Raw genomic sequence first — 18,002 nt, 5'->3', positions numbered from 1 at the left:
TCAAACGGCAATCGGGCCCTATCAGTAGTGAGGGGGCGGCGCCTCTTCTTCGAACGATTCGAATTGACCCGCCATTTCTTCCTGGCGCTTGAGCAACGCCGCCATCTGCAGCTGCAGACGCTCGACAACCCGCTGCTGCGCCACCAGCACATCATTCAATGCCTGGATGGTGTCATCCTGAAACGCCAGGCGGCTTTCCAGATCGGTTACGCGCTCTTCAAGGTTCATGGTTCAGCCCTCCAGAAACTTGAAATCATCGGCCAGGGCCACTCGCAACCGTTCGCGAATGGCCTCGACCTGCCCTGCATTATAAGGCTGGGCCGGGTGCTTGCCCCAGACCGGCGCAGGCCAGGCGGCATCATCACGCTTGCGCACGATGACATGCATGTGCAATTGACTGACGACGTTACCTAAGGTTGCAACGTTCATCTTGTCGGCATCGAACGAATCCTTGAGGGTTTCGGCCAGCGCCGTGGTTTCTTTCCACAGCTGTAATTGATCGATGTCATCCAACTGAAACAATTCACTGATATTTTCTCGCCGCGGCACGAGGATGAACCACGGGTAATGGGCGTCGTTGGACAAGAGCAAACGGCACAACGGGAAATCGCCGATGGGCAATGTGTCTTGTTGCAGTCGTGGATCTAAGGCAAACACCGCGCGTACTCCTCGTTATCGATTTTGCCCGGCTCAGCGACCCGCGGGCCTGCATCGGGCACAGATGCGCAGCATACCCGCGAACGCCGGATCGATCACGGCGTACCGTCCTGCTGTCCGTTCCTTCGAATGTTTTTTTTCAACACCGGAGTATCAACCTGTGCAAGCTGACGCACCAACACAGCGCAGCGGCACGGCACAGTCCCGAGAGATCCGTGCCAGGGCCCAGGCAAAGCCTCGACGCTGTAAGATTTTCGTACAACCTGAAAATTTTTTGCACCAAAACAGCACAGTACGTCTACGCTCAGTGCACAAAGCATCCGTGATTTACTCACTGGGTAGGGTGAACCGGTAACGTTTTTGGTTGTCTCGCCGATTTCATCGACACCAAACACGGGAGCCCACACGAGTCAACCCTATTTAAAACAAGGCCTTTGGAGCCCGGTTTCATGAGGTTTCACCGCGTCAACCGCTGAAATGTGAAAAAAATGTAAACGAAATTCGGGTTTGAGCATGCTTGTTGCATTCATACCCGCACTGTCCAAAGGGCTCGCCGGAAGCGGGGACCTGCCGACATACAAATTAAAGTGGCAAGGCTGCCCACAGGAGCTTCAAGCGCGGTAATGACGGACTCTTTACACCGATGCCGGAAAGAAAAAACAACATCAAAGTTGTGAATACGGTTGCGTCGGAACAGCTGAAATGCGACATGGATCGAGCCATTGGCGACATGGTCGTAAAGAAGCTGAAAGGTTGAATGGGCAAGTATCGCCAAAGAATGTCGACGTGATATAAGTTTGCGCCGACACAAAAAGAAAGAGCCGCCCAGATAAAAAAACAGGTGGGACGGCAGTACTCTTCTAAAAACCAAAGGAGCAAATCACGATGCGCGTGATGAAGTGGAGCATGATCGCACTGGCTGTATCGGCCAGCGTTTCGCAGTTCGCAGTGGCGTCCTCCCAAGAGGAATCCAAGGGTTTTATTGAAGATCAGAGCTTGACTGTTCTGACCCGTGCGCTGTACATGAACCGTGATTTCAAGAACAACCCAAGCACTTCACAAAGTTATCGTGAAGAGTCTGGTGTTGCCGCTCGTGCCATTTACGAGTCGGGCTTCACTCAAGGTACCGTTGGTGTAGGCGTTGACGGCTTCGCATTCGGCACCGTTCGCATCGATGGCGGTAGCGGTCGTGCCGGTAACGGTCTGTTCGCTCGTGACAGCGACGGCAACCTGGAAGACACACAATCGAAGGTTGGCGGCGCGGTTAAATTCCGTCTGTCCGACACCGTTCTGAAATACGGTAACCAGTTCACCACCAGCCCGGTTTTCTCGACTGACGACAGCCGTCTGCTGCCAGAAGTTGCCACCGGTACGCTGATCACCAGCAAAGAAATCAAAGGCTTGGAGTTGAGCGCAGGTCATTTCAACGCCATCAGCTCGCAAACTGGCATGGGAGATGACGGTCTTGGCCTGAAATCTGCTGACATCGTTGGCGCAACCTACCAGTTCACCGACAATTTCGTAGCAGGCGTAGCGGCTTCCGACGTTGAAGATCACTACAAAAAGAAATACATCAACCTGAACTACACCCTGCCGATCAACGAAGATCAGTCCCTGAACTTCGACTTCAACGGTTATGACAGCCAGGATCAGGGCCAGAAACTCAGCGGCGACGTTGACAACCGTATCTGGTCCCTCGCAGCAGCCTATGCCATCGGTGCCCACAAGTTCACCCTGGCTCACCAGCGCTCCTCCGGTGACACCGGCTATGTGTATGGCGTTGACGGCGGCGGCACTATCTTCCTCGCCAACTCCATCCAATACTCCGACTTCAACGGTCAGGACGAGCGCTCCTGGCAGGCTCGCTACGACCTGAACATGAAGACTTATGGCGTACCTGGCCTGAGCTTCATGACTCGCTACGTTACCGGTGACAACATCGAGACTGGCGGCTCCGAAGGTAAAGAGCACGAGTGGGACTTCGAAACCAAGTACGTTATGCAAAGCGGTCCAGCCAAGGACCTGTCTTTCCGCGTACGTGCTGCGTTCTACCGCGCCAACAGCGACTATAACGCCATCAACGGCAACGACAACAATGACACCCGTCTGATCATCGAATACCCACTGAGCATCTTGTAATTCAGTGCTAGTTCGATAGCCGTACCCGCAACAAACAAAAAACCGCTCACCTGGATCAGGTGAGCGGTTTTTTTATGTCCATTGACTGACTGTCAGCTTTAATGCAACTTATTAAATAGCAAGCTAACTAAACATAATCTGACTTCAGCGCCAAGTTATATAGTCGACTCGTTATTGCGCTGGCCCTTCCTGAACGACCCGAATCACTCGTTGTGGAAACGGAATATCAATACCCGCCTCTTTCAAGCGATCCCGGGCTTGTTCATTGAGCATGAACATCACGCTCCAATAATCCGCAGTCTTCACCCAGATACGCAGCGACACCGTGATGGAACTGTCGCCCAAGGTGGAAATCACCGCTTCAGGTGCCGGATCCGCCAGCACACGCTCATCCTTGGCCAGCTCCAGCAACACCTCCCGGGCCTTTTGCAGGTCAGCCTGGTAATCCACGCCGACATCAAACACGACCTTGCGGGTCGGCTGGCGGTTGGTGTTGGTGATGATGCCGTTCGAGAGATTGCCGTTGGGCACAATGACGGTCTTGTTGTCACCGGTGCGCAACACGGTGTGGAAGATCTGGATGCTATCGACCGTACCGGCCACACCTTGGGCTTCGATCCAGTCACCGATGCGGAACGGGCGGAACAGCAGGATCAACACGCCACCGGCGAAGTTCGCCAGGCTGCCTTGCAGGGCCAGGCCAATCGCCAGGCCGGCGGCACCAATGGCGGCGACGAACGAAGTGGTTTCCACGCCGATCATCGAAGCGACGCTGACGATCAACAATATCTTCAGAATGATGTTGGCCAGGGTACTGATGAACCCTTGCAGCGCCAGGTCGGCATTACGCAGGGCCAGCAGCGCACCCAGTTTCTGCGTCACTTTGTTGATCAACCACCAGCCGATGGCCAGGGTGATAACCGCCAGCAGCACGCGGCTGCCGTACTCCATGATCATGGGGATCCAGGTCTGGGAAGCCTTGACCAGGTTGTCCACTTCAGCATTCAAGTCCATCTCTCTCTCCTTATTCCTGTTGCACGCGGCATTGTGGCGAGGGCGCTTGCTCCCGCTGGCTGCGCAGCAGCCCCTTATAGGTGGGCGCTTCGCACCCAAGCGGGAGCAAGCTCCCTCGCCACAGGGTCTTAATACAACTGAAGTATCAGTCGCGGAAGTTATTGAATTGCAGGGGCATGCCGAATTCTTTGCCGCGCAAGGCCGCAATGGCTTCCTGCAAGTCGTCACGTTTCTTGCCGGTGACCCGCACCTGCTCGCCCTGGATGGCGGCTTGCACCTTGAGCTTGGCGTCCTTGATATGAGCGACGATCTTCTTCGCCAGCTCCTTGTCGATGCCTTCCTTGAGCACCGCCTCCTGCTTCATCAGCTTGCCCGAGGCATAGGCGTCCTTGACCTCGAGGCACTGCACATCGATCTTGCGCTTGACCAGTGCCAGCTTGAGGATCTCGATCATCGCCTCGAGCTGGAACTCGGCCTCGGCGGTCAGGTTCACGGTCAGGTCTTTTTCCTTGAACTCGAAACTGCCCTTGCCCTTGAGGTCATAACGACGGTCGAGTTCCTTGACGGCGTTTTCAACCGCGTTGGTGACTTCGTGTTTGTCCAGTTCGGATACCACGTCGAATGACGGCATGTAGTGTTCTCCAAATAAAAAGGCGCGCCAGTATCAACGGCGCGCGCTTGGCTTGTGGTTAAAATCGGGCTCATTATAACGGCTCTTTTCCTGCCGACACTGCGAGCCCTCAGATGCCTGCGCCAATCCGAGTAAAAAACTGATGTCGACCACCTGGCATGTCCTCGGGGCCGGCAGTCTCGGCACGTTGTGGGCCACGCGCCTGGCCCGGGCCGGGTTACCGGTGCGGCTGGTGCTGCGCAACGAAGCGCGCTTGCAGGCCTACCGCAGCGTCGCAGGCCTGACACTGGTGGAACAAGGCCAGGCGCAATGCTACCCGGTGCCGGGCGAAACGGCGGACAGCCCGGAGCCGATCAGGCGCCTGCTGCTGGCTTGCAAGGCCTACGACGCGCAAGCGGCGGTGACCTCGGTGGCCCACCGCCTGGACGCAGAATCGGAACTGATCCTGTTGCAGAACGGCCTCGGCAGCCAGGACGCAGTGGCCAATTGTGTGCCCCAGGCTCGTTGCATCAGCGCCTCCAGCACCGAAGGCGCGTTCCGCGACGGTGACTGGCGCGTCGTGTACGCCGGCCACGGCTACACCTGGTTGGGCGACCCGGCTCACCCGGTGGCACCGTTCTGGTTGGACGACCTGGCCGCCGCCGGCATCCCCCACGAATGGAGCGCCGACATCCTCACCCGCCTCTGGCGCAAGCTGGCACTCAACTGTGCAATCAATCCACTGACCGTGCTGCATCACTGCAAGAACGGCGGCCTGCTGGAACACCACTGCGAAGTGGCGACCCTGTGCGCGGAGCTCACGGATGTGCTCGAACGGTGCGGCCAGCCCGCGGCGGCCGAGGATCTGCAGCCGGAGGTCGAACGGGTGATCCAGGCCACGGCCGCCAATTACTCCTCGATGTACCAGGATGTGGCCAATCGGCGTCGTACCGAAATCAGCTATTTGCTCGGTTACGCCTGCAAGGTTGCCCAGCGCCATGAGCTGACCGTGCCGCACCTGGAACAACTGCGCCAGCGACTGATTGCCCACTTGGACAACCTCGGATTGCCCAGCGACTGAGCAGCGGCTACGCTGGCCCTCGTGTTCCTTCTTAGCGACGAGTCTGATGCCATTGCGCCAGCGCCTTGAAAACCTCCCGGTCGGCCAGAAACTGTTGGCCGCCCTGCTGGTGTTGTTGACCACTGTCCTGCTGGTGGCCAACCTGACCTTTATCAGCGCCGCCTACTACATCTCCCAGGAAAGCATGGCGCCCCAGGCCCTGCAGACCATTGGCCGACTGATCGCCAACCCGAGCCTGATCTCTGACGCCCTGCAATCGCCACAAAGTGCCCAGCGCCTGCTCGACGAGCTCAACAGCTATGCACCGCTGCGGGCGGCGGCGCTGTACGACGGCCAGGGCGATCGCCTGGCACAGCTGCAACAGGGCGAAAAGCTCAAGCTGCCGGACCATTTCCGCAACATACAGGCCTGGCAAGCGAGCGAGTTCCGCAGCAACCAGGTCATTACCCTGCCCCGCCCCGGCACGACGCCTGGCCATCTGTTGCTGGTGGCCAGCAGCGAATTGCCGACCGCGTTCTACACCGGCACCCTGACCGCCAGCCTCGGCATCCTGATTTTCAGCGTGTTGCTGTGGCTGATCATTGCCCAACAGATCAAACGCCTGATCACCCAGCCGATTCATCAACTCGAAGAACTGTCGCGCCAGGTCACCCGCGAGGAGAACTATGCCCTGCGAGCCGCACGGGGCAACCACGATGAGATCGGCAGCCTGGCCGAAGCATTCAATACCATGCTCTCGCGAATCGAAGCCCGGGAGCAGCAACTCAAGCGCGCGCGGGACGACTCCCAGGCCGCCTATGACCAGGCCCAGGGCCTGGCGGAAGAAACCCGGCATACCAATCGCAAGCTGGAGCTGGAAGTCCAGGTGCGCAGCAAGATCGAGAAAAAACTCACGGGCTTCCAGAATTACCTCAACAGCATCATCGACTCCATGCCGTCGGCCCTGATCGCCCTCGACGAGCAACTCTACGTCACCCAATGGAACCAGGAAGCCAGCGCCCTCTCCGGCACACGACTGGACGAGGCCCTGAACCAACCGATCTTCCTCGCCTTCGAACCGCTCAAGCCGTACCTGCCCCAACTCAAGCAGACCGTCGAGCAACATACGGTGGCCAAGATCGAACGCGTCACCTGGACCAAGGACGACGAGGCCCGGCATTACGCCCTGACGTTCTATCCGCTGATGGGCGGCGCCGGGCGGGGCGTGGTGATCCGCATCGACGACATCACCCAGCGCCTGTCGCTGGAGGAAATGATGGTGCAATCGGAAAAAATGCTCTCGGTCGGCGGCCTCGCGGCGGGCATGGCCCATGAGATCAACAACCCGCTTGGGGCGATCCTGCACAACGTGCAGAACATCCGCCGACGCTTGTCGCCGGAATTGCCGAAGAACCTCGAACAGGCCGAGCAACTGGGCATCGAATTGCCGGTGGTCAACCGCTACCTGGAAAGCCGGGAAATCCCACAATTGCTCGACGGCATCCAGCAAGCCGGCGCCCGGGCGGCGAAAATCGTCACCCACATGCTCAGCTTCAGCCGACGCAGCACGCGGCAGATGGCGCCCTGCGACCTGCCGGCGCTGATCGACCAGGCGGTGGAAATCGCCGGTAATGACTTCGACCTGGCGATCGGCTTCGACTTCAAGGGCCAGGCGATCATCCGTCAGTTCGACCCGAACCTGGGCCCGGTGCCCGGCACGGCCAACGAACTGGAACAGGTGCTGCTCAACCTGCTGAAAAACGCCGCCCAGGCGATCCACCAACGCCAGGACGACAGCGAACCCGGGCGCATTATCCTGCGTACGCGGTTGAATCCGCCGTGGGCGGAAATCCAGGTCGAGGACAATGGCATCGGCATGAGCGAGAACGTGCGCAAGCGCACCTTCGAACCCTTCTTCACCACCAAGGAGATCGGCCAGGGCACAGGCCTTGGGCTGTCGGTCTCGTATTTCATCATCACCAACAACCACAAGGGCCAGATGGAAGTGCAGTCGGCGCCAGGCCAAGGCACCTGCTTCACCTTGCGCCTGCCCCTGACGGGCCCCTCGATGGTGGCGCAGGAAAACAAACCACTGGAGCGTTGAACATGGGCTTTCGCCTGTCGAAGATTTACACCCGCACCGGCGACAAAGGTGAAACCGGGTTGGGCGATGGCCGCCGCGTGGCAAAGGACCACCCACGGGTCGAGGCCATCGGCGAAGTGGACACGCTGAACAGCCAGTTGGGCTTGTTGCTGGCCGGGCTCGCCGCCGAAACGGCCCGGTACCCGGCGCTGAAGGAAGTCAGCGACGTGCTGGAGCCTTGTCAGCATCGATTGTTCGACCTGGGCGGTGAGCTGGCGATGCCGGCCTACCAAGCCTTGAACGTGGCGGAAATCGAGCGGCTGGAAGCGGCGATCGATGTGTGGAACGAGGAATTGGGGCCACTGGAAAACTTCATCCTGCCCGGTGGCTCGACACTGATCGCCCAGGCCCACGTCTGTCGCAGCCTGGCCCGCAGCGCCGAGCGGCGTTGCCAGCAATTGAACGCGGTGGAGCCGCTGGCAGGGCCGGGGTTGGCCTACATCAATCGGTTGTCGGATCTGTTGTTCGTGGCGGCGCGGGTCATTGCCCGGCGGCAAGGAGTGGCGGAGGTGCTTTGGGAAGCGGCGGCCAAGCCTGGGGGCTGAATCGTTCTTGAGGCCGCCATCGCGAGCAAGCTCGCTCCCACACGGGATCTCCCTGTGGGAGCGAGCTTGCTCGCGATAGCATCAGCAGCCACACGGCAGAATCATGCCTCAGGCCAAAACGCCCGAATCCCCGCCACACCCTGGGCCCCAGCTTCCCAGGCTTTTTGCCGCTCGCCAGGCCCGACCCCGCCCAACAGATAGACCGGCCGGTTGAAGCCTTCGATCAACCGCGCCGCCTCTTCCCAGCCCAACGGCTGTGCATCGGGATGGGTCTGGGTCGGCTGCACCGGCGAAAGCGTGACGAAGTCCACGTCCATTCGCTGTGCCAGGGACAGCTCCTCGGCGTTATGGCAGGAAGCCGCCAGCCAGCGGTCCTTGCCGAACGGTCGACCGGCCGCGGCATGCTTGCGCAGTTGCGCGGCGGTAATGTGCCAGCCAGCGGAAGGAAAATCCCCCAGCCATTCGAACGGCCCCTTGAGCATCAGTTGGGCCTTGCCGGCACACAACCCCGCCGCATCCACCGCCAGGTCGCGGTATTGCGGATCGTAGCCGTTGGGGGCGCGTAGCTGGACCAACTTGATCCCGCCGGCAATCGCCTTCTGCATGCCGCGCAGCAAGGCCGGCGTCTCAAGGCCTTCCGGGGTGATCAGGTATTCACCCGGCAAACGGGCCGCCGCGACGATGGGCTGATTGGCCGCCGGGAACTCATGGTTCGTCAGGTCGCGGGCCGTCACCCAGGCCAACGGCTGCCCTTCGGCGCCATGGGGCTCGCCGTTGAACGCCGAGACTTCCCAGACATCCAGCAACACCTGCTTGTCCGGGTAATCGTGACGCACCTTGATCAACGGCCGGGCGCCGTCGACGACAATGCCCAGCTCTTCGTGAAGTTCACGGGCCAGGGCGGTTTCGACGGACTCGCCGGCCTCGACCTTGCCGCCAGGAAACTCCCACAGACCGCCCTGGTGCTGGGTGTCGGCCCGTCGGGCGATCAGGATTTTGCCGGCGGCATCGCGGATGACCGCTGCCGCCACATGGACTCGTTTCACCGCGCAGTGTCCTCCAGGCCAGCCTGTTGCCACGCCTTGAACGCTGGCCATTGATATAGGGTTTCGACGTAGGCCTCATCGACCTCGGACAGTTTCACCTGATAAGTGCGCAAGCGCACGGCAACAGGGGCAAAAAACGCGTCGGCCAGGCTGACACGGCCAAACAGGTAGGGACCGGCCTCGGTCGCCGCGGCACGGCATTCGGCCCACAGCGCCAGCATCCGCTCGATTTCCACTTGGACATCGGCCGGCATGGGCGACAGCGGTGCATCGCGCAGCAGGTCGAACGGCATGTGGCTGCGGATGGCGAAAAACCCGCTGTGCATTTGCGCACAGACCGAGCGTGCCTGGGCCCGGGCGGCCACATCCTTGGGCCAGAGACCGGCCTGCGGGAACTGTTCGGCCAGGTACTCGGCAATCGCCAGGGAATCAGCGATCACGCCGAATTCGGTCTTGAGCAACGGGACCTTGGCCGTGGCCGAGTACTTGAGCAGCTTTTCGCGGGTGTCGGGCTGGTCGAGCCTGACCAGCTCTTCGGTGTACTTCGCGCCGGTCAGCGCCAGGGCCAGCGCGCCGCGCAGGGACCAGGAAGAAATGCGTTGGTCGCCAATGATCAGGTGCAGGCTCATGTCTGGATTCCTTTCTTGTGATTTTGTAGGGGCTGTACTGGCGCCATCGCGAGCAAGCTCGCTCCCACAGGGTATTGCCCGCAAATCCCTGTGGGAGCGAGCTTGCTCGCGATGGCAGCAACTCGGTCCCGAACCGGTTAAGTCCGGTACTCAGCGTTGATCTTGACGTACTCGTGGGACAGGTCGGTGGTCCAGATGGTTTCGCTGCAGTCACCCCGTCCCAACTCGATACGGATGGTGATTTCTTCCTGCTGCATCACCGCCGCGCCCTGGGCTTCAGTGTAAGTGGCAGCACGAGCGCCTTGGCTGGCGATGCAGACTTCGCCGAGGAACACGTCGATCTTGCTCACGTCCAGCTCAGGCACGCCGGCCCGGCCCACGGCGGCGAGGATGCGGCCCCAGTTCGGGTCGGAGGCGAACAGTGCGGTCTTGATCAGCGGCGAGTGAGCCACGGTATAGCCCACATCCAGGCATTCCTGGTGATTGCCCCCGCCATTGACCTGCACGGTCACGAACTTGGTCGCGCCTTCGCCGTCCCGGACGATGGCCTGGGCCACTTCCATGCACACGTCGAACACGGCCTGCTTCAGGGCCTCGAACAGCGGGCCGCTGGCCTCGGTGATCTGCGGCAGGTTGGCCTGGCCGGTGGCGATCAGCATGCAGCAGTCGTTGGTGGAAGTGTCGCCGTCGATGGTGATGCGGTTGAACGACTTGTTGGCCCCGTCGAGCATCAGGTCTTGCAGCACCTGGCGCGAGACCTTGGCGTCGGTGGCGATGTAGCCGAGCATGGTCGCCATGTTCGGCCGGATCATGCCAGCGCCTTTGCTGATGCCGGTGACGGTGATGGTCACGCCGTCATGCTGGAACTGGCGGCTCGCGCCCTTGGGCAGGGTGTCGGTGGTCATGATGCCGGTGGCGGCGGCGGCCCAGTTGTTTTCCGACAGGTCGTCGAGGGCGGCTTGCAGTGCGCCTTCGATCTTCTCGACCGGCAGCGGTTCGCCGATCACGCCGGTGGAATACGGCAGCACCTGGCTGGCGTCGACGCCGGTCAATTCCGCCAGCTTGGCGCAGGTGCGCTCGGCGGCGGCCAGGCCTGGCGCGCCGGTGCCGGCGTTGGCGTTACCGGTGTTGGTCAACAGGTAACGCACCGGCCCCTGCACGCGTTGCTTGGCCAGGATGACCGGCGCGGCGCAAAAGGCGTTGAGGGTGAATACACCCGCCACCGTCGAGCCTTCGGCGCAACGCATGACCACGACGTCCTTGCGCCCGGGGCGCTTGATGCCCGCCGAGGCAATACCGAGTTCAAAACCGGCAACCGGGTGCAACGTGGGCAACGGACCAAGACCAACAGCCATGAATGCGCTCCTAATTCAGATGTATATCGACGCCGTCCTCATTGGGACGGCGAATCAAAATGGCAAAACGCCGCGACGGATAGCATCCGGTCGCGGCGCGGGTGGTTCAGCGTTGAGACGGGTTTATTGGATCTGCCCGTGGCAATGCTTGTATTTCTTGCCCGAACCGCAATAACACAGTTCGTTGCGGCCCAGCTTCTGCTCGTTGCGCACCGGTGCGGTCGCCAGGGCGACATCCACATCGACGCCCTCTTCGGCGACCACTTCCAGGCCAGGGGCTTCGGCGTGTTCGAACTGCATGCGCGCAGCCAGGGCTTCGGCCTCCTGACGCAGGCGGGCTTCTTCCTCGGCCGGGTCTTCGCGGCGAACCTGTACGTGGGACAACACACGGATCGAGTCGCGCTTGATCGAATCGAGCAGCTCGGAGAACAGCGTGTAGGACTCGCGCTTGTACTCCTGCTTCGGGTTCTTCTGGGCGTAACCACGCAAATGGATACCGTGGCGCAGGTGATCCATGGTCGACAGGTGGTCTTTCCACAAATCGTCCAGTACCCGCAGCACAATCTGCTTCTCGAAGGAGCGCAGTGCCTCGGCGCCCGCCTGGTCTTCCTTCTCGTTGTAGGCAGCGATCAGTTCGGCCAGCAGTTTTTCACGCAGGGTTTCTTCGTACAGGTGATCGTCTTCGTCGAGCCATTGCTGGATCGGCAATGCCACGCCGAAATCGCTCTGCAAGGCGGCTTCCAGGCCGGCGACGTCCCACTGTTCCGGCAGCGACTGCGGCGGGATGTGGGCGCTGACGGTGGCGTTGAGCACGTCCTGGCGGAAATCGGCGATGGTTTCGCCAATGTTGTCGGCGGCCAACAAACTGTTACGCATGTGATAGATCACTTTACGCTGTTCGTTGTTGACGTCGTCGAACTCGAGCAATTGCTTGCGGATATCGAAGTTGCGGCCTTCGACCTTGCGCTGGGCCTTCTCGATGGCGTTGGTCACCATACGGTGCTCGATCGCCTCGCCGGGCTGCATGCCCAGGGCCTTCATGAAGTTCTTCACCCGGTCAGAGGCGAAGATGCGCATCAGGCTGTCTTCCAGGGACAGGTAGAAACGGCTGGAGCCGGCATCGCCCTGGCGACCGGCACGGCCACGCAGCTGGTTGTCGATACGACGGGATTCGTGACGCTCGGAAGCGATCACCTGCAAACCGCCGGACTCGAGCACCTGCTGGTGACGCTTCTGCCAGTCGGCCTTGATCTGCGCGATCTGCTCGGGGGTCGGGCCTTCCAGGCTGGCGACTTCCACTTCCCAGTTGCCGCCCAGCAGGATGTCGGTACCACGACCGGCCATGTTGGTGGCGATGGTCAGCGCACCCGGGCGACCGGCCTGGGCGATGATCTCGGCTTCCTTCTCGTGGAACTTGGCGTTGAGGACCTTGTGCTCGATGCCTTCCTTGTTGAGCAAGGCGGACATGTGCTCGGAGGTCTCGATGGTGGCGGTACCGACCAGGATCGGACGGCCCTGGGCCATGCCTTCCTTGATGTCGTTGATGATCGCCGCGTACTTCTCTTCGGCGGTCAGGAACACCAGGTCGTTGTAGTCCTTGCGGGCCAGTGGCTTGTTCGGCGGGATCACCACCACTTGCAGGCCGTAGATCTGGTGGAATTCGAACGCCTCGGTATCGGCGGTACCGGTCATGCCGGACAGCTTGTTGTACAGGCGGAAGTAGTTCTGGAAGGTGGTCGAGGCCAGGGTCTGGCTCTCGGCCTGGATGTTCAGGCCTTCCTTGGCTTCGATGGCCTGGTGCAGGCCTTCGGACAGGCGACGACCCGGCATGGTACGGCCGGTGTGCTCGTCCACCAGCACGACCTGGCCATCCTGGACGATGTACTCGACGTTGCGATGGAACAGCTTGTGGGCACGCAGGCCGGCATAGACGTGGGTCAGCAGGCCCAGGTTATGGGCCGAGTAGAGGCTCTCGCCTTCGGCCAGCAAGCCGACGCGGGTGAGCATTTCCTCGATGAACTGGTGACCGGCTTCGTTGAGTTCGACCTGGCGGGTCTTCTCGTCGATGGTGTAGTGCCCGGGCTGGGTCACTTCGCCTTCGACTTCCTCGACGTGCAGCTTGAGCTGCGGGATCAGCTTGTTGATCTCGATATACAGCTTGGAGCTGTCCTCGGCCTGACCGGAAATGATCAGCGGGGTACGGGCTTCGTCGATGAGGATGGAGTCGACTTCGTCGATCACGGCAAAGTTGAGTTCACGCTGGAATTTTTCTTCCATGCTGAACGCCATGTTGTCGCGCAGGTAGTCGAACCCGAATTCGTTGTTGGTGCCGTAGGTGATGTCGGCGGCATAGGCGGCGCGCTTCTCTTCCGGCGGCTGGAACGGCGTGACGACGCCGACGGTCAGGCCGAGGAATTCGTAGAGCGGGCGCATCCAGTTGGCGTCGCGGCGGGCCAGGTAGTCGTTGACCGTCACCACGTGCACGCCCTTGCCGGACAGTGCGTTGAGGTAAACGCCCAGGGTCGCCACGAGGGTCTTGCCCTCACCGGTACGCATTTCGGCGATCTTGCCTTCGTGCAAGGTCATGCCGCCGATCAACTGAACGTCGAAGTGGCGCATGCCCATGATCCGCTTGCCGGCTTCACGGGCGACCGCAAAGGCTTCGGGCAGGAGCTGGTCAAGGGTTTCCCCCTTGGCGATGCGGTCCTTGAATTCGGCAGTCTTGGCGCGTAACTGATCGTCCGAAAGGGCCACCATTTGCTCTTCGAAGGCATTGACAGTCTGTACCGTCTTGAGCATGCGCTTGACTTCACGCTCGTTCTTGCTTCCAAAAAGTTTCTTTAACAAAGGCGCAAACATATCGGCAGGATCTTCCACACTAAAGGGATGGAGGGCGGCCCCATGAGTCGCCCGTGCAGCCCTCATGGCCGCATGCGAACGAGCATTCTACCCGGAAACGATGGAGAGGAAAGTGGCGTTATTCCACGATGCTGGCACAGCGCTGTGACGGGGCCACCCTAAAATAAGGGCTTTTGCGCGAACTTCAACCCACAAAGCGCAGAAGTTACTCACTGATTGTGTGGCCAAAAGCCGCTGGGCGAGAGGGTCGAAGCGCGTCCGGCGCTTTCTGCTACCATGGCGCCTCTGTCACTTGCGGTATTCATTCATGGCCTTCCGCCCTCTTCCAGCCAAGGCGCCCGCCGTTCTGCTGCGCGAAGCCAAGCCGCTGAAAGCCATCTTCGGCCACGCCAAACGCCTGGGCCACTTGCAGCGCCTGCTGGACAGCCAGTTGCAACCGGCCGCGCGCGAGCATTGCCACGTGGCGTCCTGGCGCGAAGGCAGCCTGCTGTTGATCGTCACCGACGGCCACTGGGCCACGCGCCTGCGCTACCAGCAAAAACGCCTGCTGCGCCAACTCCAGGCGTTCGAAGAATTCGCCAACCTGACGCGGATCCTGTTCAAGGTGCAGCCACCCACCGTCCAGGTCGGCGCCAAGGGCCACACGCTGGATCTGTCCACCGACGCCGCGGCAACCATCCAGGCCACCGCCGACGGCATCACCGATCCCAACCTGCGGGCGGCGCTGGAGCGCTTGGCGGCGCATGCGCGGCCCAAGGATTGAGATTTTCGGCGCCGGCTAGATAGCAATCGCGAGCAAGCTCGCTCCCACAGTGGACCTGCAGCGCCCACCTCTTTCGTGTACGACACCATCCCTTGTGGGAGCGAGCTTGCTCGCGATTGCGGCAGGTCAGCCGGTACACTTTTCGCCTGCCAAACCGCCTTCGCGAGCAAGCTCGCTCCCACAGTGGATCTGCAGCGGCCACCTATTTCGCGTACGACACCAATCCCTTGTGGGAGCGAGCTTGCTCGCGAAGGGGCAACTCGGTCTCGACTACCGGCGCCGCTTGCTGCCCCCCAGCAACGACCCCATCAATCCGCGCACCAATTGCCGGCCCAGTTGATTGGCCGCCTGGCGCATCGCCGATTTGAGCGCCTGGCCGGCTGCCGTGCCGAGGAACTCGCCGGCCTTTTCGGTGAAGCTGGGTTCTTCGTCCGCGGACTTGCCCGGCACCGCGTCGGCCTGGGGCTCCAGCCCCTTGCGTCCCATCAGCACTTCGTAGGCCGATTCGCGATCAATGGGCTTGTCGTAGCGCCCCTGCAGCGACGAACTGGCGATCAACCCGGCACGCTCGGCCTCGCTCAGCGGCCCGATGCGCGATTGCGGGGGCGCCACCAGCACGCGCTGGACCATTTCCGGCGTGCCTTTTTCCTGCAAGGTGCCCACCAGGGCTTCACCGATGCCCAGCTCGGTCAGCACCGCCAGGGCATCGAACTGCGGGTTGGGCCGGAAACCGTCGGCCACCGCCCGCAGGGATTTCTGTTCCTTGGCCGTGAAGGCCCGCAAGCCGTGCTGGATACGCAACCCTAACTGAGCGAGCACATCGTCCGGCAAGTCACCCGGCGACTGGGTCACGAAATACACCCCCACGCCCTTGGAACGGATCAGCCGCACCACTTGCTCCAGGCGCTCCTGCAAAGCCTTGGGCGTACCGGCAAAGAGCAAGTGCGCCTCATCGAAGAACAGCGCCAGCAGCGGCTTGTCCGCATCGCCGCGCTCGGGCAACTGTTCGAACAGCTCGGCCAGCAGCCACAGCAGGAACGTCGCGTAGACCTTCGGCGCTTCGTGGACCAGGCGGCTGGCGTCGAGCAAGTGGATGCGGCCACGGCCATCGCTGGCCGGTTGCAGGATGTCTTCGAGCTGCAACGCCGGCTCGCCGAACAACGCGTCCGCGCCCTGCTGCTCCAAAGTGGACAGGCGCCGCAGCAGCGCCTGACTGGAGCCAGTGGTCATCAGCGCCGCGTCGTCCCCCAGCAGCTCGGGGTTGTCCTTGAGATGATTGAGCAGCGCCTTCAGGTCCTTGAGGTCCAGCAGCAACAGGCCTTCACGGTCGGCCACCTTGAACGCGGCGTAGAGCGCCGACTGCTGGCTGTCCGTGAGTTCCAGCAGGCTGCCGATCAACAACGGGCCCATTTCACTCAGGGTGGTGCGCAGTGGATGCCCGGACTGGCCGTGGATATCCCACAAGGTCACCGGATAAGCCTGGGGCTTGTGGTTGAGCCAGGGCATGCCGGCGATGCGCTCGGCGATCTTGCCCTGGGGGTTGCCGGCAGCACCCAGGCCGCACAGGTCACCCTTGATATCCGCCGCGAACACCGCCACGCCGGCATCGCTGAACATTTCGGCCAGGCGCTGCAAGGTGACGGTCTTGCCGGTCCCGGTGGCGCCCGCCACCAGGCCATGACGGTTCGCCAGGCGCATGGCCTGGGCGATGGGCTGGCCGCTGAGGTCGGCACCGATAACGAGTTGCGATGAGTCAGGCATGTGGTCACCCGTGTGTTTGCGATATGACGCCATTTTGCACGCTTATATAAAAGCATGCCTGGCGCATTGAGGCCCTGGCAGCAGGAATAATAGCTGCGAACCTGGGCAGGCCCTATCGCGAGCAAGCTCGCTCCCACATGGGATCTGTGCCCCGCCCCAAATCTCTGTGGGAGCGAGCTTGCTCGCGATGAGGCCCTGTCAAACCCCGCAATACTCCACTGGCAGCGCACCCGCCCCACAACCCCAACCGAACATCTATTCTTCATAAAGGTCAACACAGGAGAACACAGACCGGAGGGACGTTCATCGTGCATATAGCGGACATAACCATGTTCTACGCCCCCGCCAGCGGAGGCGTGCGCACTTATCTGGATGCCAAGCACCGGCGCCTGGGCGATCGGCCCGGTATTCGCCACAGCCTGTTGATCCCCGGCGCGCATTTGAGCGAGCACGACGGAATCTACAAGGTGCCAGCCCCTGCGCTGCCGTTCGGCAAGGGCTATCGCTTCCCCCTTCGCCTGGCGCCCTGGCGCAATGTCCTGCGCGATCTGCAACCGGATCTGATCGAGGTCGGCGATCCGTACCTCACCGCCTGGGCCGCATTGGATGCCCGCCGTCAGCTCGACGTGCCCGTCATCGGTTTCTATCACTCCGACCTGCCGCTGCTGGTGAGCAACCGCATGGGCAACTGGTTCACCCCCAATATCGAAGCCTATGTCAGCAAGTTGTACGGCAATTTCGACCGGGTCCTGGCGCCAAGCCAGGTCATGGCCGACAAGCTGACCGGCCTGGGGGTCAAGAACGTCTATGTGCAACCCTTGGGCGTTGACCTGCAAACCTTCACCCCCGCCGCCCGCGACCCAGGACTGCGGGCCGAGCTGGGTATCGCCGAAGACACGCGCCTGCTGATTTTCGCCGGTCGCGGTTCCAAGGAAAAAAACCTGCCGGTGCTGCTCAAGTGCATGAAACGCCTGGGCGAGCGCTATCACCTGCTGTTGGTGGGTTCGTCGATGCCCGCCGTGGTGCCGGACAACGTCACGGTGGTCGACGAATTCTGCCCGGCGCCGCAAGTCGCCCGTCTCATGGCCAGCGCCGATGCCCTGGTGCACGCCGGCGACCAGGAGACCTTCGGCCTGGTGATCCTCGAAGCCATGGCCAGCGGCATTCCCGTGGTGGCGGTGGCGGCCGGGGCTTTCACCGAAATTGTCCACGAGGACTGCGGCCTGCTGTGCACGCCCAACAATCCGCAGGCCATGGCCAATGCCGTGCGGCAACTGTTCAGCGAAGGCTGCCAACGCCGTGGCCTGCTGGCGCGCCGGCATGTGGAGCGTCATTACGCCTGGGACACCGTGGTCAACAGTTTGCTGGGGCACTATTACGCCGTGCTCGGCGGACAAATGCCGTTGCTGGCCAATGGTTGA

15 protein-coding genes are annotated in these 18,002 nt (G+C 61.4%); 6 read left to right on the top strand and 9 right to left on the bottom strand.

The genetic code is table 11. The annotated features are described in order from the left end of the window. Positions 1–21: 21 nt before the first annotated feature. Positions 22–228 (bottom strand): SlyX family protein, encoded by a 207-nt coding sequence (locus tag AO356_RS18005; RefSeq protein ID WP_060740896.1) that lies wholly within the window; start codon positions 226–228, stop codon positions 22–24. Between the two features lie 3 nt (positions 229–231). Then, positions 232–657, bottom strand: a complete 426-nt coding sequence (locus tag AO356_RS18000; RefSeq protein ID WP_060740895.1) for an HIT domain-containing protein — start codon at positions 655–657, stop codon at positions 232–234. An 885-nt stretch (positions 658–1,542) separates the two neighbouring features. Here AO356_RS18000 and AO356_RS17995 point away from each other — a divergent pair. Next, positions 1,543–2,796: an OprD family porin gene (locus tag AO356_RS17995; RefSeq protein ID WP_060740894.1), complete on the top strand. Its 1,254-nt coding sequence runs from the start codon at positions 1,543–1,545 to the stop codon at positions 2,794–2,796. 171 nt (positions 2,797–2,967) lie between these two features. Here AO356_RS17995 and AO356_RS17990 read toward each other — a convergent pair whose 3' ends face one another. Together AO356_RS17990 and AO356_RS17985 are read right to left on the bottom strand one after the other, a co-directional pair. Beyond that, positions 2,968–3,810 (bottom strand): mechanosensitive ion channel family protein, encoded by an 843-nt coding sequence (locus AO356_RS17990; RefSeq protein WP_060740893.1) that lies wholly within the window; start codon positions 3,808–3,810, stop codon positions 2,968–2,970. Positions 3,811–3,955: 145 nt separating this feature from the next. Beyond that, complete coding sequence (locus AO356_RS17985; RefSeq protein WP_060740892.1) at positions 3,956–4,441, bottom strand: YajQ family cyclic di-GMP-binding protein; 486 nt, start codon at positions 4,439–4,441, stop codon at positions 3,956–3,958. A 142-nt stretch (positions 4,442–4,583) separates the two neighbouring features. On the opposite strand from AO356_RS17985, the gene AO356_RS17980 reads away from it, so the two are divergent. From AO356_RS17980 to AO356_RS17970, 3 genes are read left to right on the top strand one after another with little or no spacing between them, the layout of a single operon-like run. Next, positions 4,584–5,501 carry a putative 2-dehydropantoate 2-reductase gene (locus tag AO356_RS17980; RefSeq protein WP_060740891.1) on the top strand — a complete coding sequence of 306 codons (918 nt, stop codon included), beginning with the start codon at positions 4,584–4,586 and terminating at the stop codon, positions 5,499–5,501. Positions 5,502–5,547: 46 nt separating this feature from the next. Continuing rightward, a complete protein-coding gene (locus tag AO356_RS17975; protein ID WP_060740890.1) occupies positions 5,548–7,584 on the top strand; it encodes a sensor histidine kinase in 2,037 nt (678 codons plus the stop codon). Between the two features lie 2 nt (positions 7,585–7,586). Next, a complete protein-coding gene (locus tag AO356_RS17970) occupies positions 7,587–8,168 on the top strand; it encodes a cob(I)yrinic acid a,c-diamide adenosyltransferase (RefSeq protein WP_060740889.1) in 582 nt (193 codons plus the stop codon). A gap of 101 nt (positions 8,169–8,269) precedes the next feature. Here the strand turns inward: AO356_RS17970 and AO356_RS17965 are convergent, their stop codons facing one another. From AO356_RS17965 to secA, 4 genes are all read right to left on the bottom strand, one after another. Next, entirely contained in the window at positions 8,270–9,214 is a 945-nt protein-coding gene (locus AO356_RS17965) for a Nudix family hydrolase (protein ID WP_060740888.1), read from the bottom strand. Next, complete coding sequence (locus AO356_RS17960) at positions 9,211–9,843, bottom strand: glutathione S-transferase family protein (protein ID WP_060740887.1); 633 nt, start codon at positions 9,841–9,843, stop codon at positions 9,211–9,213. The genes AO356_RS17965 and AO356_RS17960 overlap by 4 nt, the downstream gene beginning before the upstream one ends. Positions 9,844–9,980: 137 nt before the next feature. Then, on the bottom strand, positions 9,981–11,198 hold the full coding sequence (gene argJ, locus AO356_RS17955; protein ID WP_060740886.1) for a bifunctional glutamate N-acetyltransferase/amino-acid acetyltransferase ArgJ: 1,218 nt from the start codon (positions 11,196–11,198) through the stop codon (positions 9,981–9,983). A gap of 123 nt (positions 11,199–11,321) precedes the next feature. Further along, positions 11,322–14,057, bottom strand: coding sequence for a preprotein translocase subunit SecA (gene secA, locus AO356_RS17950; protein ID WP_060740885.1), 2,736 nt, complete (start codon positions 14,055–14,057; stop codon positions 11,322–11,324). Between the two features lie 307 nt (positions 14,058–14,364). Between secA and AO356_RS17945 the strand changes: the two genes are divergently transcribed. Next, complete coding sequence (locus AO356_RS17945) at positions 14,365–14,820, top strand: DUF721 domain-containing protein (protein WP_003205074.1); 456 nt, start codon at positions 14,365–14,367, stop codon at positions 14,818–14,820. Positions 14,821–15,090: 270 nt separating this feature from the next. Here AO356_RS17945 and AO356_RS17940 read toward each other — a convergent pair whose 3' ends face one another. After that, positions 15,091–16,581: a helicase HerA-like domain-containing protein gene (locus AO356_RS17940; RefSeq protein ID WP_060740884.1), complete on the bottom strand. Its 1,491-nt coding sequence runs from the start codon at positions 16,579–16,581 to the stop codon at positions 15,091–15,093. 329 nt (positions 16,582–16,910) lie between these two features. On the opposite strand from AO356_RS17940, the gene AO356_RS17935 reads away from it, so the two are divergent. Beyond that, positions 16,911–18,002 carry a glycosyltransferase family 4 protein gene (locus tag AO356_RS17935; protein ID WP_081015378.1) on the top strand — a complete coding sequence of 364 codons (1,092 nt, stop codon included), beginning with the start codon at positions 16,911–16,913 and terminating at the stop codon, positions 18,000–18,002.

It is taken from the genome of Pseudomonas fluorescens (assembly GCF_001307275.1).
In the GTDB taxonomy this organism is placed as follows: Bacteria; Pseudomonadota; Gammaproteobacteria; order Pseudomonadales; family Pseudomonadaceae; genus Aquipseudomonas; species Aquipseudomonas fluorescens_AA.
The sequence above is the reverse complement of the archived record's forward strand: the minus strand, read 5'-3'. Positions and strand labels throughout refer to the sequence as shown.

Bases quoted from the DNA above. Each gene is read 5' to 3' on its own strand.
- AO356_RS18005 (WP_060740896.1), bottom strand. From the start codon at position 228: ATGAACCTTGAAGAGCGCGTAACCGATCTGGAAAGCCGCCTGGCGTTT.
- AO356_RS17995 (WP_060740894.1), top strand. From the start codon at position 1,543: ATGCGCGTGATGAAGTGGAGCATGATCGCACTGGCTGTATCGGCCAGC.
- AO356_RS17990 (WP_060740893.1), bottom strand. From the start codon at position 3,810: ATGGACTTGAATGCTGAAGTGGACAACCTGGTCAAGGCTTCCCAGACC.
- AO356_RS17985 (WP_060740892.1), bottom strand. From the start codon at position 4,441: ATGCCGTCATTCGACGTGGTATCCGAACTGGACAAACACGAAGTCACC.
- AO356_RS17980 (WP_060740891.1), top strand. From the start codon at position 4,584: ATGTCGACCACCTGGCATGTCCTCGGGGCCGGCAGTCTCGGCACGTTG.
- AO356_RS17975 (WP_060740890.1), top strand. From the start codon at position 5,548: ATGCCATTGCGCCAGCGCCTTGAAAACCTCCCGGTCGGCCAGAAACTG.
- AO356_RS17970 (WP_060740889.1), top strand. From the start codon at position 7,587: ATGGGCTTTCGCCTGTCGAAGATTTACACCCGCACCGGCGACAAAGGT.
- AO356_RS17960 (WP_060740887.1), bottom strand. From the start codon at position 9,843: ATGAGCCTGCACCTGATCATTGGCGACCAACGCATTTCTTCCTGGTCC.
- argJ (WP_060740886.1), bottom strand. From the start codon at position 11,198: ATGGCTGTTGGTCTTGGTCCGTTGCCCACGTTGCACCCGGTTGCCGGT.
- secA (WP_060740885.1), bottom strand. From the start codon at position 14,057: ATGTTTGCGCCTTTGTTAAAGAAACTTTTTGGAAGCAAGAACGAGCGT.
- AO356_RS17945 (WP_003205074.1), top strand. From the start codon at position 14,365: ATGGCCTTCCGCCCTCTTCCAGCCAAGGCGCCCGCCGTTCTGCTGCGC.
- AO356_RS17940 (WP_060740884.1), bottom strand. From the start codon at position 16,581: ATGCCTGACTCATCGCAACTCGTTATCGGTGCCGACCTCAGCGGCCAG.
- AO356_RS17935 (WP_081015378.1), top strand. From the start codon at position 16,911: ATGTTCTACGCCCCCGCCAGCGGAGGCGTGCGCACTTATCTGGATGCC.